Here is a 26,127-nt window from a genome sequence, read left to right as displayed (position 1 = left end):
GACCGGGGATGCGCATGGGAAGCGCCGCTGTCAGCTGCTCAGAGCGTCTTCGAGCGAGGCATGGACGGTGAAGACCGCCTCCGCCCCCGTGATCTCGAAGACGCGAGCCACCACGGGCTGCATTCCGGCAAGGTGGACCCCTCCTCCGGCGGCCTCGGCCTTCAGGCGCGCACCGAGCAGCACGTTGAGCCCGGTGGAATCGCAGAAGTCGAGCCCGGAACAGTCGACCACCAGGCGTGTACGCCCTTGCGCGACCGCGCTCTCCAGAGGTTCCCGGAGCAGATCGGCGGTGTGGTGATCCAGCTCACCCACCGGCGTCACGACCTCGCTCCGCCCCTCGGTCCGGACGCCGACGCTCAGTCGGCCCCGGTTCGCACTTCCGACCGTCCCGCGGTCCATTGACTGTCTCTCTTCGCCGTCCGTCACTACCCACGCCCCTGTGTACGCGGCTTCGTCGTGGCTGCCGCCGACGTGCGTAAAACATTACGCGTTTCCCTCGCCACACGGTAGTCGAAGAACTCAACATACCGGACATATAGGCTGATTTGGCGCTTGTAACTCATGGCTGGAAACGGGTAAGGGTAGAAGGGACATCCACACCAGGCATTTCGATCGGCTTCGGAGGCGCCGCTTCACCGTAGGAAGACGTATGGGCATCGGCAGCCATATGCCGAGAACGATGGAGGAGAACCATGTCACCCCGGCTCGACGTATCGCGTACCCATATCGCGACGTCGGCATGTCCTCAGGGACCGACCGATTCCGACTCCGCTGCAGCGAACGCCGTACCCGGCCCGCGCACCAGCACCGACCTGACCGCCGACGACCACCTTCCGAGCGAGGAGTTCGAGGGTCTCGAGGGACTTCCCGAGATCCCGCCCTATGCCGAGGTCGGCGCCCTGGACGCCAGGGCCCTCTCGAAGACACTCTTCGCGCGGCTCGAGGCCCTCGAGGAGGGCACCCACGAGCACGCGTACGTACGCAACACCCTCGTCGAGCTCAACCTCGCCCTGGTCAAGTTCGCCGCCGCCCGGTTCCGCTCCCGCAGCGAGCCCATGGAGGACATCGTCCAGGTCGGCACCATCGGCCTGATCAAGGCGATCGACCGCTTCGAGCTCAGCCGGGGCGTCGAGTTCCCGACATTCGCGATGCCCACCATCGTCGGCGAGATCAAGCGCTTCTTCCGTGACACCAGCTGGTCCGTGCGCGTCCCGCGCCGACTGCAGGAGCTGCGGCTGGACCTGGCCAAGGCGGGCGACGAGCTGGCCCAGAAGCTGGACCGCTCGCCCACGGTCGCCGAACTCGCCGACCGCCTCGGCCTCAGCAAGGAGGAGGTCGTCGAGGGCATGGCCGCGAGCAACGCGTACACCGCGAGCTCGCTGGACGCCAAGCCCGACGACCAGTCCGAGAGCAACGAAGGCGCGCTCGCGGACCGTCTCGGCTACGAGGACCACGGCCTGGAGGGCATCGAGTACGTCGAGTCCCTCAAGCCGCTCATCGCCTCGCTCCCCCTGCGTGACCGCACGATCCTCTCCATGCGGTTCGTCTCCAACATGACGCAGTCGGAGATCGGCGAGGAGCTCGGCATCTCGCAGATGCACGTGTCCCGGCTGCTCTCCAGGACCCTGGTCAAGCTCAGGAAGGGCCTGACCGTGGAGGAGTGACCCGCCGTCACGCGCACCACAGGTACGTCATTGCGGAAGGACCCGACCCGGGCGACGGGCGGGTCCTTCCGCATTGTTGACGAAGTGCCACGGACTGGGCGACATTGGGCATGGTTCTGGGGGGAACACATGGCTCATGGGGAGAGCGGTCCGGCGGACCGTGCCGTGCCGAGAGCGATGGAGACGGCGATGGGCGCCCGGCTCGGCCGGGAATGCCTGTACGTACCGTCCTGCCGGCTGGGCCTCTATCTGGCGCTCCGCCACTGGTGCGAACCCGGCGGCCGGGTCCTGATGTCCCCGGTGAACGACGACGTCATCCTCTTCGTCGTCCTCGCCGCCGGCCTGCGGCCCGTCCAGGCCCCGCTGTCAGCCGCGGACGGTTCGATCGACGTGGACGCCGTGCCCGATGCCGTGTGGAACGGCCTCTCCGCCGTCCTCACCACCAATCTGTACGGGAACCCGGATCCCGTCCGCCGGCTGCGCGAGCGCTGCGACCGTCTCGGCGTCCCGCTGATCGAGGACGCCGCGCACGCCATCGGCAGCACCGCGGACGGGAAGCCGGTCGGCTCGTTCGGGGACGCGGCCGTCTTCAGCCTCTCCAAACACGTCGGCGCGAAGGCCGGAGGCTTCCTCGCCGTCGCCGACCCCGCCCTGCGCGCACCGCTGGAGCAGGCCCGGGACGTCCTGCTCGACCCGGCCTGCCTCACCGCCGAACTCGCCTACGCCGTACGCCCGTACGCGGAGTCGGCCGTACGAGGGCTGCGGCTCGCCCCGGCCGCCTGGTGGGCGCTGCGGCTCCTCGGTCTCCAGGAACGGGAGGAGATCCGGATGCCGTTGCGGCCCTCGGAGCTGCGGGAGGCACTGGGATCCGCGCCCTCGCTGACGGCCTTCCACTCCTGGGTCCGCGTCGACATGCACGACTACCGCATCGCGCCGGGCCGATTACGGCTGGGTCGCGTCGCCCGTCTGCTGGCCGGCCTCGACGAGCGGCTCGCCGCGCACCGGACGGGCACCGAGCGCCTCCTCGCGACCCGCTGGGCGCCTCCGGTCCCCGCCGGTGCCCCCGTACAACCGCTGTTCCGGGTGCCGTTGCTGGTGGACGACCGTGACGCGGCCGTCGCCGCGCTCGCCCGCCACCGCGTCACCGTCGGCTATCTCTACGACCCGCCGCTCGACACCTACGCGGGCACGCCGTTCACCGACCCGTCCCCCGCCCCCGCCGGGGCGGCCTGGTTCGCCCGTCACGCCCTGCCCGTGGACCCGCTGCGCGCCGGTCCCGTCATCGAGATCCTGGCCTCGTCGGGTGCCCGGCCGGCGGGAGAGCTGCCCGGTGTCTGACACGGTGAGAGCCGGTCGGCCGGAGACCGGCACGGCACGTCCGCCCGCCCCCGCGGACGGTGCGAACGGCGACTCGATGTTCCGCAACGCCTACGCCCTGATGCTCTCCACCGGTGTCTCCGCCGCTCTCGGCCTGGGCTTCTGGCTGGTCGCCGCCCGCTACTACACCGAGGAGGCCGTCGGCCAGGGCTCCGCCGCCATCGCCGCGATGCGCCTCCTCGCCTCGGTCACCGCCACCACCATGATCGGCGCCGTCGTGCGCTACGTGCCCCGCGCCGGACGCGCCACCGGGTCCCTGGTCGCCCGTACCTACCTGGTCAGCTCCGCCGTCGTCACCCTCGCCTGTGTGGTCTTCCTGCTCACGCTGGACCTCTGGGGTGATTCGTACGCCCCGCTCGGCACGCTGTCCGCCGGGCTCGTCTTCACCGGGTCCTGCGTCGCCTGGGCGGTCCTCACGCTCCAGGACGGGGTGCTGACCGGGCTGCGCAAGGCCTTCTGGGTACCCGTCGGCAACGCGGTGTTCTCCATCGGAAAGCTGCTGCTGCTCGCCGCGTTCGCGACCGCCCTGCCGGTCCTCGGCGTCTTCGTGTCCTGGGCCGCGGCCATCGCCCTGTCCGTGCTGCCGCTCGGCTGGATGGTCTTCCGCCGGCTGATCCCGCGCCAGGCCGGGGCCGAACGGGACCGCGAACCGCCCCGGATGCGCGAGATCGGCAGGTTCCTGGCCGGGGACTCCGTGGGCGCGCTCTTCAGTCTGGCCATGATCAACCTGCTGCCGGTGATGGTGGCCGTGCGCTTCGACGCCGCGCACAACGGCTTCTTCTACATCGCCTACACCGTCGGCGGCACCATGGAGTTCATGGCCATCAACATGGCCTCCTCCCTCACCGCGCACGCCTCGCACAGCCCCGGCCACCTGGCCGAAGGCGTACGCGGAGCGCTGCGCCGCATGGCGGTCCTGCTGGTTCCCGTCGTGGTCGTACTGGTCCTCTTCGCCCCTCAGATCCTCAGCCCCTTCGGCTCCGGCTACGCCGCCCACGGCACCCTGGTCCTGCGGCTGCTGGCCGCGGCGGCCCTGCCCCGGGTCGTGGTCGAGCTGTACATCGGTGTCCTCCGGGTGCAGGGCCGCACCGGTGCGCTCGCCGTCCTGCAGGGCGCGATGTGCGTCCTCGTCCTGGGCACCGCGGCGGTGCTGCTCGGCCCTGCGGGGATCGCGGGGGCGGGCTGGGCGATGCTGACGGCCATGACCGCGGTGGCGACCGCGTCCGCCGTGGGCCTGCGCACGGCCCTCACCGGGCGTACGCCGCGGCACTCCCGGCGTACGCCGCCGGGGAGCGAGGAGTTCGGGACGAGCTGGGCCCGGCTCGCGGCGCGGCCTGCCCAGGACCGGCCGACCGGGAAGGCGGACGCCCGGACGGCGAGCGGCGGCGCGCTGTGGCTCTGGGGGCTGCTGGTGCTCGCGGCCGGACTCTTCTGGGTGCCGTTGTCGCGCTCGGCGCACGCCGGGCACACACATCTGACCGGTACGGAGCTGATCGACGCGCTGCCACCGGTCTCGGTGGCCTCCGGGGTGCTCATGATCGTCGTCCACAGCGCGGCCGTCGCGCTGTACCGCCCCCGGCCCGCGCTGCTGGGCGCGGCACTGCTGGTGACCGTGGCGGCGCTGCACTCCGCGCCGCTCTTCCTCGGCGTCAGGCCGGACGCCGCCTCGCCGGAGTGGCACGGGGCGCTCGCCCGCGTCCTCACCGGGGCGGCGGGGCTGAGCTCCCCGGCCGCGGTGGAGCGGGCTCTGCCGTTCGCGCTCCAGTTGCTGTGTCTGGCGGCGGCCGCTGTCCTGCTGCGGACGGCCGGGGCGCACTGGCGGGTCACCGCCGCCGCGCTCTGGGTGCTCGGGGTGGCGGGGTGGGTCGCGCAGGACGCCTTCGCCACGGCCGGACTGCCGGTGTTCCTGGGGCTGTTCGCGGCCACGGCGGTGGCGTACGGCGTACGGGGGCGGGTCAGCGGCCGGGCACCGGCTGCTTGAACCAGTCGTCCTGGCCGGCCTTACGGTAACCCTCGAGCCCCGGGCCGTCGTCGACCGTGAGGTCGCAGCCCCGGCCCGGGACCGCACGGTTCCAGTTCACCAGTGCCTTGACCTGGGGCATGGTCCTGGCCACCTCCGGGATCTCCTCGTACCACTCGCGCTGGCGGTCCTCGTCCGCCGGATCGGGCACCGTGGCGAACTCGGCGGCCATCAGCGGCTTCTCGGCACTGATGTTCGCGCGCAGCCAGTCGTACGCCGGCCGCTGGCTGCGGTCGAAGTCCTTCCAGTCCGTGGTGTCGTGGCAGGTGAAGTAGTTGTACTGGTCCATGCCGATCCAGTCGACGTAGTCGTCGCCCGGGTAGAGCCGTTCGAAGAGCTTCCCCGCCGCGAGGTAGCCGGAGACCGTCCACACCCACACCACGTTGTCCACACCGAGCTCCTCGAACCGGTCGTGGAGGTGGCGGTAGGCGGCGACGTACTCCTCGGGTGTGCCGGCGTCGCCGACCCGGGCGTCGACCTCCTGGTCGAAGGAGAAGAACACCCGCTTCCCGTACGCCTTGATGCGGCGCGCCTGCGGGTCGATGATCTCGCGGTCGTACGCCCCCGACGCGAGCTCCCCCCAGCCGAGCTGGTCCTCGGTCCAGCCGGCGTGGTGGGGCTCGCGCCACACCGTGGACTCCCAGGCCAGCATCAGCATCCGGTCCCGGCCCAGGATCTGCTCGTCGGGGGTGAGGAGCTGCCCGTCCAGCTCGGTGTTCGACATGTCGTGGTACGTGTACAGGAGGTCGAGCTTCCGGCCGATCTTCTCCTCGAAGGCGTACACCGCGTCCTTGAGCGAGCCGTTCTCCGCGTACGGCACATAGGCGCCCCACCAGGCCCCGCACGGCGGGACGAGCGTGGCGGTGGGGGCGCACGTCCCGCCGGTGACCGGGCCGGTGGCGGCGTCGGCGGGCAGGGCGCCGGCGGAAGGCACCTCCTCGTCCTCGGAGGAGGGCGGGCCGAACCAGGCGAGGAGTCCGGTCAGCAGCGCCACGACTGCGGCGAGGGCGAGCAGGACGTACGTACGCGGGCGGCGCGCCTCCGGTACGCGGTGGCGGGTCACCGGCGCCTCACGGGTGTCACCCGGGACCGCTCGACGGCGCCCCGGGTGGCCGCCGGCAGCGGAAGCCCCGGAAGCACCGAGGCGAGGGTGGTGAGCGCGGCGAGGGACATCAGGAACACGGTCCCGGAGAAGCCCCTCACCAGGAACAGCGCGGTGGCCACGACGACGGCCAGGGAGAGCGCGACGGGTGCGGCGAGCGCGGCCGCTTCGAGTCGGGCACCGGGCCTGAGCGGTCCGGGCTGCGGATACAGCAGGGCCAGCCCGGGGCCGAAGCAGACGAAGAGGAGCACGGGTATCCAGCGCAGGGGTGCTCCCGCCGGCAGCGTGGTCGCGGCCAGCGCCACCCACCCGGAGAGCGCCAGGGCGGCTCTGATCAGGGTCGGCCGGGCGGGGAGTGCCGGTTGCCGGTTCTCGGACACGGGGCTGCCTTCCTGGTCTGGGACGGGTCTCAGGACGGGCCTCAGGGGCTGTCGTAGCGCAGGACGACGCCGTGTTCGGTCCGCTCGACCACACGGAAGAGCGGTGAGGTGGTGAGGTCCCGCTTCAGTGCGGCGAAGCCGCCGGGGGGCAGCAGCCCCTCTCCCGCGGTGTAGATGTCCTGGGTGCGTGTGAGGATGACGTAGGCCGTGGTGCCGGGCGGCAGCCGGGTCGAGAGGTAGCGCGCCGGATCCTTGAGCATCTCGACGTTCTCGGGGAGCTCCTGTTCGGCGAAGAACCAGTGCTCCAGCCGGTCGTAGCGGTGCAGAGCCTGCGGGAAGGAGCCCGTGGTGGCCAGGATCAGCGCCCCCTCGGGGGCCCTGTCGATGGCGCGGGTGACGAGCGCGGTCTCCGCCGGCGGGGTGTAGTTCATCTGCTCCTTGCCGTAGTACGAGGGCATGAAGCCCGCCAGCAGCGCGACGAGCGCCACCGGAAGGGCGACCGCGCAGACTCTCCGTACCGTCGGCCCGACCCGGTGCGCTCCGGTGCCTCCGGCGGCCGGCACGAGCGCCGCGGCGGCGAAGAAGGCGGCGCCCGGGAGCGCGAACAGATAGACCCGGAAGAGCATTTCGCCGCCGTAGTCGTTGACCACGAAGAGGGGTACGGGCGCGAGGGAGGCCAGCAGCAGCGGCAGGGCGCTGTGCACCAGGCGGCGCCGCAGCAGCAGGGCCGAGCCCGCGAGGACGGCGACGGCCAGGACCATCAGGATGTTGGCCCGCCCCGCGAGTTCCGGGCCGGCCCCGGTGAGCTGACCGGCGTACCCGGCGCGGGAGTTCTGGGTGAGCTCGCCCAGGGAGTCGCGCAGGGTGCCCAGCGTCTCGGTGAACAGGGGGCGGCCCATGGTGAGGTCCCAGGCCAGCATGAGCAGCCCTGCCACGGCGAGGAGCCCGGGGTTGCGGTAGCGGCGGGTGAGGTTGAGCGCGAGCAGAGTGACACAGAGCATCACCGGGGTCAGCTGGTGCACCGCGTTGACGGCGATGATCAAGGGCGCGAGGACCACGACACAGACCGCGCGCTGCCGGGTGCCGGTGGGCGGCGGAACGGCCGCCGCCGCCGGGTCCAGCCAGGCCCGGGAACGCAGCCGTCCGGCGGAGCCCGGGCGGACGAAGTGCCGTACGACGACGGCGAGTACGGCGAGGTGGAGGAGGAAGGCGAGGCCCTGCGGGGCGAGATAGTCCTGGCCCACCCAGTTGGCGAGCTGGAAGATCCAGACGGCGGTCCACACGAGGCGCCAGTCCTCGCTGAAGGTGCGGTAGACGACGATCAGGACCGGCATCATCAGCAGGCCGAAGACGACAGGCGCCCAGTTCAGATAGGTGGCGGCGCTGTCGGCCCCGAATGCACGGACGAGTCCGCCGTTGAGCGTGAAGAAGCCGGGCCACTGGTCGTAGGCGGACATGTTGCCGGACAGGCCCTCACCCGGGCGCAGTTCGCCGTTCGCCAGCAGATGGTTGATGACGGCGTCGTGCTTGGAGGCCCAGGGGTAGCGCTCCGAGTCGTACAGGACGGCGGGAACTCCCTTGAGCGCCATCAGCAGTCCGGCGCAGTACAGGGCGGGCCACCAGGGGGCCGTGCCGGCACGGCGGAGGCTGACCAGGAAGCCGGCGGTCAGGACGAGCAGGGAGAGGTAGTAGGTGACGGGCAGCCGGTCCAGGAGGCCGTACTCGCCCATCGAGCGGAACCCGATGTACGGCAGCGAGGAGATCCAGAGAGCGACCGCCAGGAGTAACGGCAGCCAGGTGAGGAGTGTCCGGGGTCTCAGTGCGTCGGGGAGACGGCGGAACGCCCCACCGGGCACGGCACCGGGCGGCGGCCCGGGAGGAGGCACCGGCTCGGCGCTCCCCGCCGCGTCCCCCTTGACCGGCGCGGGCACATGCTGTGGCACGGTGCGACTCCCCCCACGGATGTGGTCGCGGCCGTCACGCCGCTGTCCCCTTAAGCGAAGTATAGGAATGTACTTGCGATCTGGTGCGGCTTTGTGGCGCTCTCGTCCGCTTCATCTCGTCTCCCGCGTCACCCCGCGAACTCCGGCCCCCGCACGGCGGCCCGCGCCCGCCGGTACCACCGCCAGCCCACGGTCGGCGGGGAGTCGCGGAACGGCGCCACGCGTGCGCCCCCGCCCGCCATCCATCGTTCGACGTCCCGCACCGTGTGGCTCCGCCTCAGGATCAGCCGCGCGATCCTGTACGGCTCGTCCCGGCCCGAACTCAGCGCGTGCCGGACGGCCACCGCGCTCTCGTAACCGGCGGCACGGGCGGCGCGGCGCACCCGCACGCTGTTGTATCCGTGCGGATAGGCGAGATGGGCCACCTCATGGCCCAGGACGTCCTCCAACGCTCGCTTGGAGTCGGCGAGTTCCGAGTGCAGGGCCGCACCCCGCAGCGTGTCCAGCTGCGCGTGGGTGACGGTGTGCCCGCCCACCTCCATGCCGTACTGCTCCAGCAGGGGGGCTTGCGCCAGGCTCATCATCGGCGCGGGCGGCAGCAGGCTGCCCCCGCCGGACCCGGTCAGCGCGCCCGTCGTGAGATACGCGGTGGCCGGCACCGACCGCCCGGCGAGCGCCTCGGCGGTCGGCCCCGGCAGGTCCGCGAAGCCGTCGTCGAAGGTCAGGACTACCGGCCGGTCCGGCAGCGGCTCACGTCCCCTGAGATGAGCGACGAGGGCACCGACCGGGACCGGTGTACGGCCGCAGGTGCGGATCACGTCCAGCTGAGCGGCGAAATCCCTTGGTGCGACCGTGAATTCGGCGATCCAGTCCGGCGGGTCGTCCATCACCGCGTGGTACAGCAGCACGGGTATCCGGGGCGCCCCGTCCCCCTCGGGCCCCTGCGCGCTCATCTCTCCTCCCAGGGACGTGTCCGGAGGGCGAGCCGCGCGCGTGCATATCCCAGGGGGCCGTACAGCAGACCGCGACGCTCCAGCCGGGAAAGATGCCGGGGCCACGGGTAGGTGTGCGCGCCGTGCGCGCCGGGAACACCGGTGCGCCCCTCGGAGCCGGTGGCACGCCGCGCCGTCATCGTGCGGGCACGGGCGAGACCGCGGGGCAGCCGGGCCAGGAAGGACGGCAGCAGGGCGGGCCTGCGGACCAGGAGCGCGGTGAGGCAGGCGGTGAGCCCGGCGCCGTAGCCGTACGCCTGCCCGCAGAGGTCCTCCCAGCGCTCCCGGTGGTGGTGCCAGACGATCGCGTCGGGCGTGTAGTGCAGCGGGTGCCCCTCGGCGAGGAGCCGTACGAACGCGTAGAGGTCGTCGCCCCCTCTGGCAGGGGTGCCGGTGCCGGTGGCGGGGTCGAAACCGCCGACGGCTTTCAACGGCCCGGCGCGGAAGGCCATGCTGGCGCCGGAGCCGAACCGTCCGGCGGTGAACGGGAAGAGCGGATCGTCGGCCGGCGGGTGTGCCGGGTCGTACCGGCGCGCGGTGAAGCCCTTGGCGAAACCTCCGTGACTCTCCAGCAGGACCTGCGCCGGGGTGCTGAGTCTGGCCGGCAGGATCAGGCCCGTGACGCAGGCCGTCGCGGGGTCCTCGCCGAAGGGCCGGGTGAGGGCGCTGAGCCAGTGCGGGTCGGCGATCACGTCGTCGTCGGTGAAGGCGATGATGTCCGCCTCCGCGACGAGGACCCCCTTGTTGTGCGCGGCGGCCAGCCCGGGAACGGTCTCCCGCACATAGCTCACGCCGCGACTCGCGTAGGCGTTCGTGACGAGGTCGTGGGTGGCGCCGGTGGCCGGGGCGTTGTCGACGACCACGATCTCGAAGTCCGGGTGGTCCTGGGCGAGCAGCGAATCGAGGGCACGGGCGAGCTGCTCGGGGCGCTCCCGGGTCGCGACGACGACCGTGGCCCTGGGCACCTCACCCGGCGGCCGCTCCGGAGCGTCCGGGACGACGATCTCGTCCGCGGCCTGCCGGGCGAGGACGGAGACCGGATCCTCACCCGCCCTGACGCGCCCGACGAGCGTGCCGACGGGACGCCCGCGCAGCCGTACGAGCACGAAGAACCGCTGGTCGTCACCGTCCCGCGGGGCGGGGTCCAGGGGCGGTCCGCCGGGTACGGGCCCCAGCCGTGCGCCCGTGCCGTCGGCCGCGTCGAGCTCCAGCTCGGCGACGGACAGACCGGCGAGCCGGTCGATGCCGGGTAACCGCTCCGTGCGCGCCGGCTGTTCGTTCCGGTACGTCTTTTCGCTCCGGTACGGCATCCGGTCCCCCCGGTCGTGGCGCTATGGACGTTTCGGTTCACGCAGCCGGCCGGCCCGTTCGAGGCCGCGCCGCGCCAGGCCCGCCAGCCGGGGCCGGTTCCGTACGAAACCGTGCGCGCGGCGGGAGGGTTCACGGCCGATCCACTGAAGGGCCGCGCCGGCGCCCGGCCTGACCGAGGCGCCCTCGTACACCGTCAGCTCGCCGGTCTTCAGCGCGTCCTTGTACTCGGCCGCCCCGCGCCCCATGTCGAGCATCCCGATGCCGTCGTCCGCCGCCGCGCGTGCCATCCGCAGATGCAGGATCAGGCCGGGCGAGAACTTCGCGAAGGCGGGGTCGTACGCCGGGAACCAGCATGAGAGCACCGTCCGCGAGCGCAGCCCGAAGTGGGCGGCCACGGGCCGGTCGTCCGCGTACAGGACGGAGAGCAGCCCGGAGCAGCCGGGCGCCCGGGTGTGGAAGAGGAAATCCGTCAGGTCGCGGATCCACGGCTTCGCGAAACGGTCGCGGCGGCCGGTCCTGCGGTACTGGGCGGACTTCCACCCCATCAGGGTCCGCAGCACCGCCGGATCCCGCTCGTCGAGGACGAACCGCACCTCCCCGGCCTCGCGTCCGAGCTTGCGCTCCTTGGCCAGGGTGGTCCTGAGGAACTTCGGCGACTGTGCGCGCAGCACCTTCTCGTAACTCTCGTAACCTTCGCCGACATCGATGACGTACGAGGCGTACGCACGCGCGGCGTCCGGCTCGAAGAGACCCTGGCCCTCTTCGAGGTTGTCGAACTCCCACGCGGAGAGCTCGCAGGCCCGCAGCAGCTCCCTCGTGTCCAGCGGGAGGCCGGGGCGCAGCACGGCGCCCTGGACGTCGGAGACCCCGAAGCCGATGGCCCGGCCGTGGCCGAGCCGTCCCCGCTCGAAGGGGAGGAAGCCGGCCGGCCCCCCGGATTCCTCACTGATCACCGCCACCCGTGCGCGTGGCCGGACGCGGCCGACGGCAAGGGCGAACTCCGGTTCCATGAACGGGTGCGCCGGAGCGCCGGACTTCGCCCGCAGCTCCCGCCAGCTCTCGATGTCCCCCGCGCCCAGATCTCCGGGCCTGACCACACGAATGCGCCTGCTGCTCACAAGACCCCCCGGTCCTACCCCCTGAGCCACGCTGCCCAGAACGGTACCGGGCGGCGTCACTCGGCGGTAGACAGCCGCGACATCCCGTGACCGACCGGTGAGAACCGGCCCTGCTGCCCCCGGCGTGTCACACGGCCCTCTTCCCGCCCCGCCAGACCGCGCTCACCAGCGGGACTCCCGGCCGGTAGGCCAGGTGGACATGGCTCGGCGCGTCGAGGATCACCAGGTCGGCGCGGGCGCCGGGGGTGATGCGGCCGACGTCGGTGCGGCGCAGCGCGGCGGCGCCTCCGGCGGTGGCGGACCAGACCGCTTCGTCCGGGGTCATGCCCATGTCCCGTACGGCGAGGGCGATGCAGAACGGCATGGAGGAGGTGAACGAGGAGCCCGGGTTGCAGTCCGTGGACAGGGCGACGGTGGCGCCCGCGCCGATGATGCGGCGGGCGTCGGGCCAGGCCGCGCGGGTGGAGAACTCGGCGCCGGGGAGCAGGGTGGCGACGGTGCGGCCCTGACCGAGCGCGTCGAGGTCGGCGTCGTCGAGGTGGGTGCAGTGGTCGGCGGACGCCGCGTCCAGCTCGACGGCGAGCCGGACGCCGGGCCCGTGGCCGAGCTGGTTGGCGTGGACGCGGGGGTGCAGGCCCCTGGCCAGGCCCGCCGTGAGAACGGTGCGCGCCTGGTCCTCGTCGAAGGCGCCCCGCTCGCAGAAGACGTCGATCCAACGGGCGTACGGGGCGCAGGCGTCCAGCATCGGGCCGGTGACGAGGCCGACGTAACCGGCGGGATCGTCGGCGTAGTCGGGGGACACGATGTGGGCTCCGAGAAAGGTGACCTCGTCGGTGTGGCGGGCGGCGACGCGCAGGGCGCGAGCCTCGTCCTCGACGGTGAGGCCGTAGCCGGACTTGGTCTCGAAGGTGGTGGTGCCCTGCCGGAGCGCCTCCGCCAGATAGCGGGCGACGTTGGCGGAGAGCTCCTCGTCGGAGGCGGCGCGGGTGGCCGCCACGGTCGTACGGATGCCGCCCGCGGAGTAGGGGCGGCCGGACATACGGGCGTTGAACTCGGCGGTGCGGTCGCCGGCGAACACCAGGTGGGAGTGGGAGTCCACGAAGCCTGGGATCACGGCACGGCCGTCCGCGTCGAAGGCGTTGTCAGTGGCGGGTGCTTTGCTGGATTCGCCGGTCCAGACGACGCGGTCGCCTTCGATGACGACGGCCGCGTCCTGGATCAGGCCCAGGGGGGTCCCGTCTCCGAGGGAGGGGTCGTTGGTGACCAGGTTCGCGATGTGGGTGATGGCGGTCGTCGTGGTCGTCGTCATCCGGGCACAGCTTTCTCTTGGCCCGGGCCTCGGGCGTTCTTCCGGCGCGGGCCCGGGGCGGGTGCGGGGTTACGGCACGGGGCGGGTACTGGGGCTCGGCGCGGGGCGGGTACTGGGGCTCGGCGCGGGGCCCGGCAGGGCACTCAGCCGTACAAGGCGGCGATGGCCGAGGCGAGCGCTCCGGGCACGTCCTCGATCCGTGCGTGCCGTCCGTCCCGGACGATGTGCCGGCCCGCGACCACGGTGTGCCGCACATCGGCGGCGGTGGCGGCGAATACGGCTGCTTCGGCTGCCATCCGGGGCACCGGCCCCGCTGTTCTGACGGAGTCCAGCGCGACGGTGGTGAGATCCGCGGGCGCGCCCGGTTCGAGCACGCCCGCGTCCGGCCGGCCGAGCGCGGCGTGTCCCTCGGCGGAAGCCGCCCTGAGCAGGGCCGCCGCCGTCCAGTGGCCGCGCACATGGGTGCGCAGGCGCTCGTTGAGCTCCATCGCCCGGGCCTCCTCGAAGAGGTCGATCACGGCGTGGCTGTCGCTGCCCAGCGAGAGAGGGGAGCCCGCGCTCCGCAGGGCGGTGGCGGGGCCGATGCCGTCGGCGAGGTCGCGTTCGGTCGTGGGGCACATGCAGGTGCCCGTCCGGGTGGAGCCCAGCAGCTCGATGTCCTCGGCCGTGAGGTGTGTGTTGTGGATGCCGGTGGTGTGCGGGCCGAGGACCCCGTGGTCGGCGAGGAGCCGGGCGGGGGTGCGGCCGTGGGCGGCACGGCAGGCGTCGTTCTCCGCGGTCTGCTCGGAGAGGTGGACATGCAGCGGGACGGCCCGTTCCTGGGCCCATCGGGCGACGGTGGACAGCTGCCCGGCGGGGACGGCCCGTACGGAGTGGATCGCGGCGCCGATCACCACCAGGTCGTCGTCGCCCTTGAGGAGGGAGGCACGCTCGGCCCAGGCGTCGGCGGTGGTGTCGGAGAAGCGCAGCTGGTGACGGCTCGGCTTCTCCCCGAACCCGGCGGCCAGATAGGCGGTGTCGAGCAGGGTGATGCGGATACCGGCTTCGGCCGCCGCCGCGATGAGCGCCTCGCCCATGGCGTTCGGCTCGTCGTAGGGCGTGCCTCCGGGCGCGTGGTGCAGATAGTGGAATTCGCCCACCGCGGTGATCCCCGCCAGCGCCATCTCGGCGTACGTCGCACGGGCCAGGTCGTAATAGGTGTCGGGGGTGAGACGCGAGGCCGTCCGGTACATCAGCTCACGCCAGGTCCAGAAGGTGCCGGATCCCACCTGGACGGTGGAGCGCAGCGCGCGGTGGAAGGCGTGCGAGTGGGTGTTGGCCAGCCCCGGGACGGTCAGCCCCTCCAGCGCGGTGGCGCCGGGCGGCGGCGTGTCGATGCCGGTCCTGACACCGGCGATGCGCCCGTCGGCCACGTCCAGGAGGACGCCCGGCTCGACATGGGTACCGAGCCAGGCGTGCGACATCCAGTACGTCGCGGTGACCGGTGTGCCCGTCGGTTGTGTTGTCAGCTGCACGCGAGACCTTCCAGTACGTCGGCGAGTGCCCTCACCCCGGCCACGCAGTCGTCCTCGGCGGCGTGCTCGGCGGGTGAGTGCGAGATCCCGGTGGGGTTCCGTACGAACAGCATGGCGGTCGGCACGGAAGCGGACAAAATACCCGCGTCGTGTCCCGCTCCAGTGCCGAGCACAGGCACGGTGCGCCCGCCGCCGTCCGTGCCGCCCTTCTCCAGCACCCGGCCGATCTCGTCCCGGAGCGCGTGCTGGAAGTCCACCACCGGGGTGAACGACTCGCGTACGACGTCGAGATCGATCCCGGCCCGCTCGGCGTGCTCCCGCGCGGCACGCTCGACACCGCTCACGACGGCGTCGAGTGTGTCCTGGTCGGCGGCCCGCGAGTCGAGCCAGCCCCGCACCAGGGACGGGACCGCGTTGACCCCGTTCGGCTCGACGGCGATCTTGCCGAAGGTCGCGAGGCCCCCGGCGAGCTCCGCCTCGCGCCGGGCCGCGAGCACGGTCTCGGCATACGTGAGCATCGGGTCACGCCGGTCGGCGAGGCGCGTCGTGCCGGCGTGGTTGGCCTCGCCCCGGAAGTCGAACCGCCAGCGGCCGTGCGGCCAGATGGCCGAGGCGATCCCGACCGGGTCCCCGCTCAGGTCGAGGGCGCGCCCCTGCTCCACATGGAGCTCGACGAACGCACCGATCCGGGCGAGGCGTTCGGGGTCGGGCCCGATGGTGCCGGGGTCGTGTCCCGCGGCTTCCATGGCCTGCGGGAGCGAGACGCCGTCCCCGTCTCGGAGCCGGTGCGCGTTCTCGACGGTCAGCTGCCCGGCGGCGAGCCGGGAGCCGACGCAGGCGAGCCCGAAACGGGCCCCCTCCTCGTCGACGAAGTTGGTGACGGCGAAGGGCTTGGTGAACACCGCACGTCTGCGGCGGAGTTCGTCCAGGGCGGCGAAGGCAGACACCACGCCGAGAGGGCCGTCGAAGGCACCGCCGTCGGGCACGGAGTCGAGATGGGATCCGGTGACCACGGCGTCCCCGGCCCGCGGATCGCCGAGCCAGGCCCACTGGTTGCCGTTGCGGTCGACCTCGTGGTCGAGGCCGCGCGCCTCGGCCTGCGCCTGGAACCACACGCGGCACTCGGCGTCGGCGCCGGTCCAGGCGTAGCGGCGGTAGCCGCCGGAGGCGTCGCTGCGGCCGATGGGCCGCAGCGAGCGCCACATGGCGTGGAAGGTGTCGCTCACGCGGTGCCTTCCTCCCGCATCGGGATGCGCACGCCGCGCTCGTCCGCCACCGACTCGGCGATGTCGTAGCCCGCGTCCACGTGCCGGATGACGCCCATGCCGGGGTCGTTGGTGAGGACGCGGCGGATCTTCTCGCCGGCCAGCTTCGTGCCGTCGGCGACCGAGACCTGGCCCGCGTGGAGGGAGCGGCCCATACCGACACCGCCGCCCTGGTGGATGGAGACCCAGGAGGCGCCCGAGGCGACGTTCACCATGGCGTTCAGGAGCGGCCAGTCGGCGATCGCGTCGGAGCCGTCGAGCATGGCTTCCGTCTCGCGGTAGGGGGAGGCCACCGAACCGCAGTCCAGGTGGTCACGGCCGATCGCGAGCGGGGCGGCGAGAGTGCCGTTGCCGACCATGTCGTTGAACATGTCGCCCGCCTTGTCGCGCTCGCCCTGGCCGAGCCAGCAGATCCGGGCCGGCAGCCCCTGGAAGTGGACCCGCTCACCGGCCATCCTGATCCAGCGGTGCAGCGACTCGTTCTCCGGGAAGAGGTCGAGCAGCGCCTTGTCCGTCTTGTGGATGTCCGACGCCTCACCTGAGAGCGCCGCCCAGCGGAAGGGCCCCTTGCCCTCGCAGAAGAGCGGCCGGATGTAGGCGGGCACGAAGCCCGGGAAGTCGAACGCGCGCGTGTATCCCGCGAGCTGGGCCTCTCCCCGGATCGAGTTGCCGTAGTCGAAGACCTCGGCCCCCGCGTCCATGAAGCCGACCATCGCCTCGACGTGCGCGGCCATCGACTCCCGGGCGCGCCGGGTGAAGTCGGCGGGCTTCTCGGCCGCGTACGAGGCCATGTCGTCGAGGCCGACGCCGACGGGCAGATATGCGAGAGGGTCGTGCGCGCTCGTCTGGTCCGTGACGATGTCGACGGGCGCGCCCTCGGCGAGCATCCGGGGCAGCAGCTCCGCGGCGTTGCCGAGCAGACCGATGGAGAGCGGGCGCCGCGCGTCGCGTGCCTCGACGGCCAGCTGGAGCGCGTGTTCGAGGGAGTCGGCCCGGACGTCGAGGAACCGGTGCTCGATCCGGCGCTCGATGGCACGCGGGTCGCAGTCGACGCAGAGCGCGACACCGTCGTTCATGGTGACCGCCAGCGGCTGGGCCCCGCCCATGCCGCCGAGTCCTGCCGTCAGCGTGATGGTCCCCGCCAGCGTCCCGCCGAACCGCTTCGCGGCGACGGCGGCGAAGGTCTCGTAGGTGCCCTGGAGGATGCCCTGGGTCCCGATGTAGATCCAGGACCCGGCGGTCATCTGCCCGTACATGGTGAGCCCGAGGGCCTCCAGCCGGCGGAACTCCTCCCAGTTGGCCCAGTCGCCGACCAGGTTCGAGTTGGCGATCAGGACGCGGGGCGCCCATTCGTGGGTCTGCATGACGCCCACCGGCCGTCCGGACTGGACGAGCATCGTCTCGTCCTGCTTGAGCGTCCGCAGCGTACGGACCATGGCGTCGAAGGACCGCCAGTCGCGGGCCGCCTTGCCCGTGCCGCCGTAGACGACGAGCTTGTCGGGGTGTTCGGCGACCTCGGGGTCCAGGTTGTTCTGCAGCATGCGGAGGGCGGCTTCCTGCTGCCATCCCAGGGCGCTCAGTTCCGTACCGCGCGGTGCCCGTACGGGGCGGGGTCCTGACATGGGGATGCCTCCTCGCGAATGTGACTCTCCTATTCACATCCTGTCTACCTGAATACTCCTAGTCAACAGGTGAGGCGCGCGCCTTCCCCGGGCAGGCCTCAGGTCATCACACCGCCGGGGAGGCCCCGTGAACTCGTCGCAGCCCACCAACGCATCGGCCACATCCGGTGAACCCCCGCTCAAGCGGGCCATCGGCCCCAAGCTCCTCATCCTGTTCGTCATCGGCGACATCCTCGGCACCGGCATCTACGCCACCACCGGGAACGTCGCGGGCAAGGTCGGCGGGGCACTCTGGCTGCCGTTCCTGATCGGCTTCGCGGTCGCGATGCTCACGGCGGCCTCGTACGTCGAACTCGTCGGCTCGAAGGCCTCGGCGACACCACGTCCTTCCTGCTCCTCTGCGTCTTCGCCGTCGTCAACATCTCCGTCCTGGTGCTGCGCAAGGACCGGGTGGACCACCCCCACTTCCGTACGCCGACGGCGCTGCCCGTGCTGGGGGCGGTCACGTCCCTGATCCTGGCAAGCCCGCTGGCCGACAGGGCCGGGGACGTCTACATCCGCGCCGGGATCCTCCTCCTGATCGGGATCGGCCTCTGGGTGGTCAACAAGGTGGTGATGTCGGCCGCCGAGAAGGCCTGACAGCGCGCGGCGGCGGACCGGATCCGCCGCGGAAGGACAGCCGGCCGGACACATTCCGGCCGGCTGCCGCGCGTCCACCAGCGGCCCTCCGCACGGCCCAGCTGCATGTACCTGTGGAAAATGCCAGAACTCCCACCAGGCGCGCACACGTTGCGTAGCCTCTCCATTACATCCGTACGCCACGTCGGGAGGGAGTTCGCGTTGCCCGGAATCGACGAGTGCCTGATCGAAGTCATGAGGCTGCCCGGTGCCCGGGGTGCCGCGGTGGTCGACTGGACGAGCGGCCTCGCGCTCGGCACCATCGGCGAGTCGCCCAACGGCGATCACGAGGCCACGGCCGCGGAGACGGCAGAGGTGGCCAGGATGGCCGCCGAGCAGCCGGTCTTCGCCCAGGCGGAGGCGCCCACCGGCTTACCGGGGCCGTCCTCCCCCGCCGTGGAGGACGTCATCGTCACCACCGCCCCCGGCTACCACATCCTCCGCTTCGTCGAGACGGCCTTCGACAGCAGCGTCTTCCTCCATCTCTGGCTGGACCGCGCAGAGGGCAACCTCGCCCTGGCACGCATGCGGCTCGGTGAGATAGCGGAGCGGCTGGTCCTGGCATGAGACCCACCGTCACCACCCGCCCCGAAATACCCGAACGGGCCGCACCCTCCCCGATGCTGCAGAGGCTCGAGGCGGAGCGCGCCACCGGCGCGCTGATGCGCGACCGGGGCACCCTGTATCTCGCCGACGGCCAGGTCGTCCACGCGGAGAGCCCCGCGACCCCCGGGATCGACGTCCTGCTCACCACGGGCGGGACCCTGCGCTCCGAGGGCTGGTGGGACGCGATCGCCCAGGCGGGTGCCGGACAGCGGGTCGGCCGCTATCTCGTGGACAGCGGCCGGGTGCCCGGCGGCGCGCTCGAACTCTGCCACCTGGGGGCCCTGTACGACGCGGCCTTCTTCGCCCTGGCACCCACGCACACACCGGCCCGCTTCCGATACGGGGTCTCGCACTGGATCGGCCCTGTCCGCCCCGTGCCCGTGCACGCCGTGCAGCGCGAGACGCTCCGGCGCCGGGAACTCCTGGACCGGATCTGGCCGGACGCGCTCACCGACACCTCGCCGCTCTCCCCCACCGCCCACCCGGTGGACGCCCCGGTCCCCCCACGCGAGCGCCGTGTCCTGGCCCTGGTGAACGGCGAGCGTACGGCCACGGACATCGCCCAGGAGCTGGGCCGCTCGGCCTTCCACATCCTGGTCGGCCTGCGCCGGCTGGCGGCGGCCGGACTGGTCGAAGCGGTCCGCCCCGCCACGTCGGGGCCGGGACCGGCGTCCGGACACGGCCGCATCTCACTGCCCGAGGTCACGACCGACCCCGACGTCGCCCTGTTGCGCCGGCTCAGAGACGCATTGGAGGCCCTGTGATACGCGCGCTCAGACAGCGTGCCGGGAGGAGACAGCTGATGGTGCCCGAGGCAGATGTACAGAACGTCCTCGACGAGCTCCAGCGGTTACGCGCCCGGGTGCCGCTCCTGACCGGCGCACTGGCCGCCAGCACCGACGGCCTGATCGTCGCCCAGGACACGCCGGGCATCGAGGCCGAGGGAGTCGCCGCCCTGACCGCCGCCGCGCTCGGCGTCTCGATCCGGATGACCGACGCCACCGGACGCGGCGGCTTCCGCGAACTCCTGATCCGCGGCGAGAACGGCTACATCGCCACCTACGCGGCGGGCTCCTCCGCCGTCCTCACCCTGCTGGCCGAGGACCGCATCAACGTCGGCCGTCTCCACCTCGAAGGCCGCCGCGCCGGCGCGCGCATCGGCGAGATGGTCGACGCCGCGCAGGACCGCCCAGACCGCCCGGCGCCGCCTCCACGGCCTCAGCAGTCCCGGGGCCTGCCCCGCCGCACCACCACACCGGACCCCACATGACACCCGCACCAGCCGGAAAACGCACCACCCAGCAGCGGACCGGCCACCGGGCCGGCCAGGGAAAGGAAACGAGCACTATGGCCAACACCGAAGCGTCACTGAAGGATGCGATGGCGTCGATCGAGGGGACCCTCGGTGTCGCACTCGTCGACTACACCAGCGGCATGGCTCTGGGCACCCTCGGCGGTGGCAAGGAGTTCAACCTGGAGGTCGCCGCGGCCGGGAACACGGACGTCGTCCGGGCGAAGCTCCGGACCATGGAGCACCTGGGCATCAAGGACGAGATCGAGGACATCCTGATCACCCTCGGCAGCCAGTACCACCTGATCCGGCTGCTCAAGACCCGTGGCAGCAACGGCCTGTTCCTCTACCTCGTGCTGGACGCCGGCCGGGCCAACCTCGCGATGGCACGCCACCAGCTACGGAAGATCGAAGCTGAGCTGGAGGTCTGACCGGGCTCTCTCACCGGCGGCGGCGCCGCGCCCCACCGGGTGCGGCGTCCCCCGCCATCGGGCCGGTCGTCCGATAGGCCTTCACGCGCTTGCCCGTGGGCCGGCCGTGCTCCACCCAGTCGGTGCGCACCCAGTACAGGACGTCGCCCCGCCGCTCCCGCTGCCCGATCCGTGCGGCCTTCAGCCAGAGCCCGGCACCGGCTCCCGCCAGCACGAGTCCGCCGGCGCCCGGCAGCACGTAAGCGCTCGCGACCGCGACGAGGAACGCGCCGGCCAGCCACCAGCGGCAGCCCCGCCGCCGGTTCCGTACGGTCACGTCCCGGTCCTGGAGGAAGTCGCCGCGCCCGGCCTTCGTGGCGCCCTTCGCGAGCTCCGCGTACCGCCCCGTCCGGGCGTACGCCACGGCGGCCAGGGTCACCAGGAACAGCGCCGCCCCGGCCAGCAGCCCGATCCGGCGGCCGGTGAGGCCCGGGACGAACGCCCCGACGGCCGCCGCCAGCAGCCCCGGCCACCACAGAGGCCCCGCCCCGGCCCGTACGATCACGGCCACCCTCGCCAACGACTGTGCTCCGCGCCCCACGTCCGTACCCCTCTTCCGCGCTTCCCTGTGGACCTTCTGGGCGCGGAGATTAATAGGCGCAGATGAGGGGGGTCTGAGAATCGGCGGAAGCCGCCCTCAGCAGGCCGGCGCCTACTCGACGAACAGCCCCCGCGCGGCGGCCCTGGCGTCGAAGTCCTCCAGCCGGGCCTGCGCCTCGGGCAGCCCGTCGCACATGGCCTCCAGCAGCACCCGCCCCAGCAGCATCGGCGCACACGCGGTGTCGAAGGCCAGCCCGGTCCCCACGGCTGCCGGAATCAGCAGATCGCTGTGGGCCGCCACCGGCGCGAACGCCGAGTCGGCCACGGTCACGACGGTCAGCCCCCGCTCCCGGGCGTACGCCAGCGCGTCCACGACCTCGCGCGGGTGCCGGGGCAGCGCGAAGCAGATCAGCGCGCTCGCGCCCGCCCTCCCGGCGGCGTCGATGCGGTCGTGCAGCATGCTGCCGCCCTCGTCGAGCACCCGCACATCCGGGTGCACCTTCGCGGCGAAGTAGCCGAACCCCCTGGCCTGCGAGGAGGCGGCCCGCAGCCCGAGCACGAGCAGCGGCCTGGACTCTGCGAGCAGCAGCCCGGCCCGCTCCACGGGGCCCGGATCGGCGAGCAGTCCGGACAGCTGCCGCAGATTCTCGATCTCCGCCCGCACCGCCTGCTGGTACTCGTTGAAGCTCTCCTCCACGCCTTCCCCGCCGGCCGCCCCGTCCGGGGTGACCTCCCTCAGATGCTTGCGCAGCGCGGGATATCCGTCGAAGCCGAGTGCGACGGCGAAACGGGTGACGGAAGGCTGGCTCACCCCGGCCAGTTCGGCCAGCTCCACGCTCGACAGGAACGGAGCGTCGGCGGCCCGCCGCACCATGGAGTGCGCGATCCGCCGCTGGGTGGGTGTGAGCCGCTGCCCCTCGAAGAGCCGCTGCAACCGCGCAGCCGGGCTGCTCCCGCTCATGCTGTCCCCTCCGAAGTTCCTCCGCACCGGTCCGGCGCCGAGGAATCCATTCAGCCAGCAAGCGGTCTGCATGTCCATATACAGCCCACGGTCCGGGACACGTCCGGGGCCTCACCGGCCGGCACACACGCCGGCCCCTCGCATTGCGGGACCGCTCGCCCCTGCCGACCCTGGGGTCATGATCCCAGCCAATACGAGAGGGCCGGGCGGCTTCATCGTCCGCTACGGCGACACCGATGCCGCGCACGTGCTGAGCGTCTACGCCGACCTGCGCTGCCCCTACTGCAAGCGCATGGAGCTCGGCCTCGGAGCCGTGATGGAGCGGGCCGCGGACGAGGGCAGGTTCGCGGTGGACCACCATTTCGCCACGTTCATCGACGACGCCGCGGGCGGCAGCGGCTCCCTGGAGGCGCTGGCCGCACTGGGCGCCGCCGCGGACGAGGGGCAGAAGCCGTTCATGCACTTCCTGCGGGCTCTGTACGCCGATCAGCCCAGCGAGGACGTGGACGCGTTCGCCGACCGTGACACCTTGCTGCGGCTGGCCGACGAGGTCCAGGCACTGCACACCGACGCCTTCCGGCAGAAGGTCATGGAGCGCACCTATCTGCCCTGGGCGGCTCAAGTCTCCGCCGCCTTCGAGACGAGCGGGGTCCGGTCCACACCGACGGTCCTGATCGACCGCACCCCGGTCTCCGTCATCAACGCCATGGGATACGCCGTCACGCCCGAGGCCTTCCTCGCCGCGGTGACTCCCCCGTAGTCCGGGGCCCGGGGCCCGCCGTCCTGTCGTCCCCGTCGTCGCGTCGTCCCCGTCGTCGCGTCGTCCCCGTCGTCGCGTCGTCCCCGTCGTCGCGTCGTCCCCGTCGTCGCGTCGTCCCGTCAGAACACGACGCGGGCCGCCGTCAGCGCGGCCCGCGCACCGGGGTCGCCCTCCAGCTCCAGGCGGCCTCGCGCCGGCCGCCCCGACACATGCCGGGCGAAGTCGACCGCGTCCGCGCGCAGGACGGCCGCCGGGGTGCCGATGCCCAGCAGCCGGCGCCCTCCCGCAGGGCCGTGGAGGTCGATCTCCACGGCGGGCCCCGTCCAGGCCAGGGCCAGGTCCAGCACCACCTGGTCAACGATCTCCCGGTCGTGTCCGTCGAGGACGGGGCCGGCCCCGATCGCGTCGATGAGGTCCATCCGGTGCATCCAGGTGTCGCGGGCGACGAGGACGTTGCCGAGATAGTCCATCGAGTCGTCGGGCAGTGCCTTCGCCTCCGGATAGAGCAGGCTCAGCCGGACCCTGCGGCGGACCGGGGCGGGCATGCGGCGCAGGGCTATGAGGGCCTGGGGCGCGAAGTGGGCGAGGGCCCCGATCAGTTCGCGGCCCGGCACGGCCTGCCGGTCCTCGATCTGGCTCTCGTTGTGCCCGTCCAGCCGGCCGAGGTCCGGATGGGAGCGCGCTGCCCGGCGGATCCGGCGCACGGCTGCCCAGGGGCGCGGCACCTCCTCGTACTGACCGACGGTGTGGGCCAGCATGTCCCGGACGTTCCAGCCGGTACAGGCGGTCGGGCGCCGCCAGTCCTCGTCGGATAGCTCACGGTACGTGGAGAGCGTCGCCCGCAGCTCGGCCTCGTTGACCAGGCGGGCCCGCGTCCCGGATGTCCGGGGAATGGCACGGGCAGAGGATGTCGTGGTGGCCATGGGTGCGCCTCCCGTCTCCCGCCCTGCGGCACCAACGCTACGCCGACGGACCACGGTCCGCTCCCGCGACGGGCCGCCGAAAAAGGGGGGCTAACCCCACTGACCCGGGCGGCCCGGGTTCGTACCGTAAGAGCATGGAAGCCCGTGACCCTGAGCTCAGGCGAGAGCTCGACGCCACCCTGCAGGCCCGCAAGGAGCTGGGGCCCGAATACGAGACCGCCCTCATCGACTCGTTCCTTGACAAGGTCGACCAGCGGCTCGCCGGCACCCACGACCAGCAGACGAGGCGCCACCTCGCCGAGCAGCGGATGGCCGCCGCCCGGGGCGCCACGCAGCCCGCCAGGGCCGCCGGCACCTTCGGGGAGCGCTTCGGCTTCGGGGTCGTCTCGCTGGTCCTGGCCATTCCCCTGTCCGCGATCGGCGTCGCGAACGCCGGTATCGAGGGGCTCGTCGTGGCCTGGCTGGGAATCTTCGGCGTGAACGCCGTGCACGCCGCCCGCTCGTGGCCGTGGGCCCGGGGAAGGCGGCGGACCTCGTCCGACTGGGAGAGCTGAGAGACAGCGGGCACGGCCCGGACGGCGCCCTGGAAGACAGGCGCGCGGAAAGATGATCGCGGGGACCGCCGCACCCCCGGTTGCCCGGAGGGCGGGACGACGGCGGTCCCCGCGAGGGACGCGGTCCCGGGTCAGGGCCGGGTGTCGCGTCCAGGCGACGGTGGAGGTCCGGGAGCCGCTCCGTAGTCCGTGTCGCCGTATGTGGTGCCGACGGGTTTCCCTGCCGACACCCACTACTCTGCCGGAGCCGTGTTAAGCCGGTGCTGCGTCAACGTGTCGCGCCCGTACCGTTTTCGCGAACCCGGGAAACCTGGCGCTACTGCCTGGGTGCCGCGTCCTTCGCCAGGAAGGCCAGCAGATCCTGCCTGCTCACGACACCCTTCGGCCTGCCCTCGACCAGAACGATCGCCGCGTCCGCGCCGTCCGCGCCGCCGAGCACGGCCATCAGGTCCTCGACCGGCTCCCCCGAGCCGACCTGCGGCAGCGGGGCCGACATGTGCTTCTCCAGCGGGTCGGACAGGGTGGCCCGCTCGGTGAACAGCGCGTCCAGGAGCTGACGCTCCACGACGGAGCCGATGACCTCGGCGGCCATCACGTCCGGGTGTCCCGCGCCGGGCTTCACGATCGGCATCTGGGAGACGCCGTACTCCCGGAGCACGTCGATGGCCTCGCCGACCGTCTCCTCGGGGTGCATGTGGACGAGTGAGGGGAGCGGGCCGTCCTTGAAGTCGAGCACCGCGCCGACCCGGGCGGACGGCCCGGAGTCCTCCAGGAAGCCGTAGTCGGCCATCCACTCGTCGTTGAAGATCTTGCTCATGTAGCCGCGGCCGCTGTCCGGCAGCAGGACGACGACGACGTCCTCGGGGCCGAGGCTCTTGGCGACCTCCAGGGCCGCGACGACCGCCATGCCACAGGAACCGCCGACGAGCAGTCCCTCCTCCTTGGCGAGGCGGCGGGTCATCTGGAAGGAGTCCTTGTCCGAGACCGCGACGATCTCGTCCGTGACGGTGCGGTCGTAGGCGGTCGGCCAGAAGTCCTCGCCGACGCCCTCCACGAGGTAGGGGCGCCCCGAGCCACCGGAGTAGACGGAGCCCTCCGGGTCGGCGCCGACGACCCGCACGCGGTTCTCGCTGATCTCCTTGAGATAGCGGCCCGTACCGGTGATCGTGCCGCCGGTGCCGACGCCCGCGACGAAGTGGGTGATCCTCCCGTCCGTCTGCTCCCAGAGCTCCGGGCCCGTGGTCTCGTAGTGCGAGCGCGGGTTGTTGGGGTTGGAGTACTGGTCGGGCTTCCAGGCTCCCGGCGTCTCGCTGACCAGACGGTCGGAGACGTTGTAGTACGAGTCCGGGTGCTCGGGGTCGACGGCCGTCGGGCAGACGACGACCTCAGCGCCGTACGCCCGCAGCACGTTGATCTTGTCCGTGGACACCTTGTCCGGGCAGACGAAGATGCACTTGTAGCCCTTCTGCTGGGCGACGATGGCCAGACCTACGCCCGTGTTGCCGCTGGTCGGCTCCACGATCGTGCCGCCGGGCTTCAGCTCACCGCTCTCCTCGGCGGCCTCGATCATGCGCAGTGCGATGCGGTCCTTCACCGACCCGCCGGGATTGAAGTACTCGACCTTGGCCAGGACCGTCGCCTGAATGCCTGCCGACACATTGCGCAGCCTGACCAGCGGGGTGTTGCCGACAAGACTGATCATCGAATCGTGGAATTGCACCGTGTTC

At 72.1% G+C, this 26,127-nt stretch carries 24 protein-coding genes and 1 pseudogene; 10 read left to right on the top strand and 15 right to left on the bottom strand.

The window, feature by feature from the left end; all coding sequences use genetic code 11:
* Positions 1-30: 30 nt before the first annotated feature.
* Complete coding sequence (locus tag ACIREO_RS30440) at positions 31-399, bottom strand: STAS domain-containing protein (protein WP_404115973.1); 369 nt, start codon at positions 397-399, stop codon at positions 31-33.
* A gap of 293 nt (positions 400-692) precedes the next feature.
* Here ACIREO_RS30440 and ACIREO_RS30435 point away from each other — a divergent pair, with 293 nt between their 5' ends.
* From ACIREO_RS30435 to ACIREO_RS30425, 3 genes are all read left to right on the top strand, one after another.
* Complete coding sequence (locus ACIREO_RS30435; RefSeq protein WP_404115971.1) at positions 693-1,664, top strand: RNA polymerase sigma factor SigF; 972 nt, start codon at positions 693-695, stop codon at positions 1,662-1,664.
* 189 nt (positions 1,665-1,853) lie between these two features.
* Positions 1,854-3,002 carry a DegT/DnrJ/EryC1/StrS family aminotransferase gene (locus ACIREO_RS30430; protein ID WP_404116078.1) on the top strand — a complete coding sequence of 383 codons (1,149 nt, stop codon included), beginning with the start codon at positions 1,854-1,856 and terminating at the stop codon, positions 3,000-3,002.
* The gene (locus tag ACIREO_RS30425; protein ID WP_404115969.1) at positions 2,995-5,022 is read left to right on the top strand and encodes a lipopolysaccharide biosynthesis protein; all 2,028 of its coding nucleotides are present in this window, start codon (positions 2,995-2,997) and stop codon (positions 5,020-5,022) included. Before ACIREO_RS30430 ends, ACIREO_RS30425 begins: the two co-directional genes overlap by 8 nt.
* On the opposite strand, the gene ACIREO_RS30420 is transcribed toward ACIREO_RS30425, so the two are convergent.
* The 10 genes from ACIREO_RS30420 to hutU form a co-directional block, all read right to left on the bottom strand.
* The gene (locus ACIREO_RS30420) at positions 4,997-6,124 is read right to left on the bottom strand and encodes a glycoside hydrolase family 26 protein (RefSeq protein ID WP_404115968.1); all 1,128 of its coding nucleotides are present in this window, start codon (positions 6,122-6,124) and stop codon (positions 4,997-4,999) included. The two genes, ACIREO_RS30425 and ACIREO_RS30420, sit on opposite strands and share 26 nt — an antisense overlap.
* On the bottom strand, positions 6,121-6,543 hold the full coding sequence (locus ACIREO_RS30415; protein WP_404115966.1) for a hypothetical protein: 423 nt from the start codon (positions 6,541-6,543) through the stop codon (positions 6,121-6,123). The genes ACIREO_RS30420 and ACIREO_RS30415 overlap by 4 nt, the downstream gene beginning before the upstream one ends.
* A 41-nt stretch (positions 6,544-6,584) precedes the next feature.
* Positions 6,585-8,486 carry a hypothetical protein gene (locus ACIREO_RS30410; protein WP_404115964.1) on the bottom strand — a complete coding sequence of 634 codons (1,902 nt, stop codon included), beginning with the start codon at positions 8,484-8,486 and terminating at the stop codon, positions 6,585-6,587.
* A gap of 128 nt (positions 8,487-8,614) precedes the next feature.
* A complete protein-coding gene (locus ACIREO_RS30405; protein ID WP_404115962.1) occupies positions 8,615-9,439 on the bottom strand; it encodes a polysaccharide deacetylase family protein in 825 nt (274 codons plus the stop codon).
* The gene (locus ACIREO_RS30400) at positions 9,436-10,704 is read right to left on the bottom strand and encodes a glycosyltransferase (RefSeq protein ID WP_404116076.1); all 1,269 of its coding nucleotides are present in this window, start codon (positions 10,702-10,704) and stop codon (positions 9,436-9,438) included. Before ACIREO_RS30400 ends, ACIREO_RS30405 begins: the two co-directional genes overlap by 4 nt.
* Positions 10,705-10,809: 105 nt before the next feature.
* A complete protein-coding gene (locus ACIREO_RS30395; RefSeq protein ID WP_404115960.1) occupies positions 10,810-11,907 on the bottom strand; it encodes a GNAT family N-acetyltransferase in 1,098 nt (365 codons plus the stop codon).
* 127 nt (positions 11,908-12,034) lie between these two features.
* Positions 12,035-13,216 (bottom strand): imidazolonepropionase, encoded by a 1,182-nt coding sequence (hutI, locus tag ACIREO_RS30390; protein ID WP_404115958.1) that lies wholly within the window; start codon positions 13,214-13,216, stop codon positions 12,035-12,037.
* Between the two features lie 143 nt (positions 13,217-13,359).
* Positions 13,360-14,730 carry a formimidoylglutamate deiminase gene (locus ACIREO_RS30385; protein ID WP_404115956.1) on the bottom strand — a complete coding sequence of 457 codons (1,371 nt, stop codon included), beginning with the start codon at positions 14,728-14,730 and terminating at the stop codon, positions 13,360-13,362.
* On the bottom strand, positions 14,721-15,935 hold the full coding sequence (locus ACIREO_RS30380; RefSeq protein WP_404116074.1) for an allantoate amidohydrolase: 1,215 nt from the start codon (positions 15,933-15,935) through the stop codon (positions 14,721-14,723). The genes ACIREO_RS30385 and ACIREO_RS30380 overlap by 10 nt, the downstream gene beginning before the upstream one ends.
* 17 nt (positions 15,936-15,952) lie before the next feature.
* On the bottom strand, positions 15,953-17,617 hold the full coding sequence (gene hutU, locus ACIREO_RS30375; RefSeq protein ID WP_404115955.1) for a urocanate hydratase: 1,665 nt from the start codon (positions 17,615-17,617) through the stop codon (positions 15,953-15,955).
* A gap of 336 nt (positions 17,618-17,953) precedes the next feature.
* Here hutU and ACIREO_RS30370 point away from each other — a divergent pair.
* From ACIREO_RS30370 to ACIREO_RS30350, 5 genes and pseudogenes are all read left to right on the top strand, one after another.
* A pseudogene (locus ACIREO_RS30370) lies at positions 17,954-18,256 on the top strand (amino acid permease); the annotation flags it as partial.
* Positions 18,257-18,457: 201 nt separating this feature from the next.
* Positions 18,458-18,862, top strand: coding sequence for a hypothetical protein (locus ACIREO_RS30365; protein WP_404115953.1), 405 nt, complete (start codon positions 18,458-18,460; stop codon positions 18,860-18,862).
* Complete coding sequence (locus ACIREO_RS30360; RefSeq protein ID WP_404115951.1) at positions 18,859-19,665, top strand: winged helix-turn-helix domain-containing protein; 807 nt, start codon at positions 18,859-18,861, stop codon at positions 19,663-19,665. Before ACIREO_RS30365 ends, ACIREO_RS30360 begins: the two co-directional genes overlap by 4 nt.
* A gap of 38 nt (positions 19,666-19,703) precedes the next feature.
* The gene (locus ACIREO_RS30355) at positions 19,704-20,171 is read left to right on the top strand and encodes a roadblock/LC7 domain-containing protein (RefSeq protein WP_404115949.1); all 468 of its coding nucleotides are present in this window, start codon (positions 19,704-19,706) and stop codon (positions 20,169-20,171) included.
* A 77-nt stretch (positions 20,172-20,248) separates the two neighbouring features.
* On the top strand, positions 20,249-20,623 hold the full coding sequence (locus ACIREO_RS30350) for a hypothetical protein (protein ID WP_404115947.1): 375 nt from the start codon (positions 20,249-20,251) through the stop codon (positions 20,621-20,623).
* Between the two features lie 10 nt (positions 20,624-20,633).
* Here the strand turns inward: ACIREO_RS30350 and ACIREO_RS30345 are convergent, their stop codons facing one another.
* Both ACIREO_RS30345 and ACIREO_RS30340 read right to left on the bottom strand, forming a co-directional pair.
* Complete coding sequence (locus ACIREO_RS30345) at positions 20,634-21,203, bottom strand: hypothetical protein (protein WP_404115945.1); 570 nt, start codon at positions 21,201-21,203, stop codon at positions 20,634-20,636.
* Positions 21,204-21,314: 111 nt separating this feature from the next.
* Complete coding sequence (locus tag ACIREO_RS30340) at positions 21,315-22,163, bottom strand: MurR/RpiR family transcriptional regulator (RefSeq protein WP_404115943.1); 849 nt, start codon at positions 22,161-22,163, stop codon at positions 21,315-21,317.
* A gap of 178 nt (positions 22,164-22,341) precedes the next feature.
* On the opposite strand from ACIREO_RS30340, the gene ACIREO_RS30335 reads away from it, so the two are divergent.
* The gene (locus tag ACIREO_RS30335) at positions 22,342-22,923 is read left to right on the top strand and encodes a thioredoxin domain-containing protein (RefSeq protein WP_404115941.1); all 582 of its coding nucleotides are present in this window, start codon (positions 22,342-22,344) and stop codon (positions 22,921-22,923) included.
* Positions 22,924-23,042: 119 nt separating this feature from the next.
* Here the strand turns inward: ACIREO_RS30335 and ACIREO_RS30330 are convergent, their stop codons facing one another.
* A complete protein-coding gene (locus ACIREO_RS30330) occupies positions 23,043-23,846 on the bottom strand; it encodes a maleylpyruvate isomerase family mycothiol-dependent enzyme (RefSeq protein ID WP_404115939.1) in 804 nt (267 codons plus the stop codon).
* 134 nt (positions 23,847-23,980) lie between these two features.
* Between ACIREO_RS30330 and ACIREO_RS30325 the strand changes: the two genes are divergently transcribed.
* Complete coding sequence (locus ACIREO_RS30325; RefSeq protein WP_404115937.1) at positions 23,981-24,400, top strand: hypothetical protein; 420 nt, start codon at positions 23,981-23,983, stop codon at positions 24,398-24,400.
* A gap of 316 nt (positions 24,401-24,716) precedes the next feature.
* Here the strand turns inward: ACIREO_RS30325 and ACIREO_RS30320 are convergent, their stop codons facing one another.
* Positions 24,717-26,120 carry a cystathionine beta-synthase gene (locus tag ACIREO_RS30320; protein WP_404115935.1) on the bottom strand — a complete coding sequence of 468 codons (1,404 nt, stop codon included), beginning with the start codon at positions 26,118-26,120 and terminating at the stop codon, positions 24,717-24,719.
* Positions 26,121-26,127: the final 7 nt, after the last annotated feature.

The organism is Streptomyces sp. NPDC102441 (genome assembly GCF_044765585.1).
Taxonomy (GTDB): Bacteria; Actinomycetota; Actinomycetes; order Streptomycetales; family Streptomycetaceae; genus Streptomyces.
Note: the sequence above shows the minus strand (reverse complement) of the source record. Positions and strands in the feature narration are given on the sequence as shown.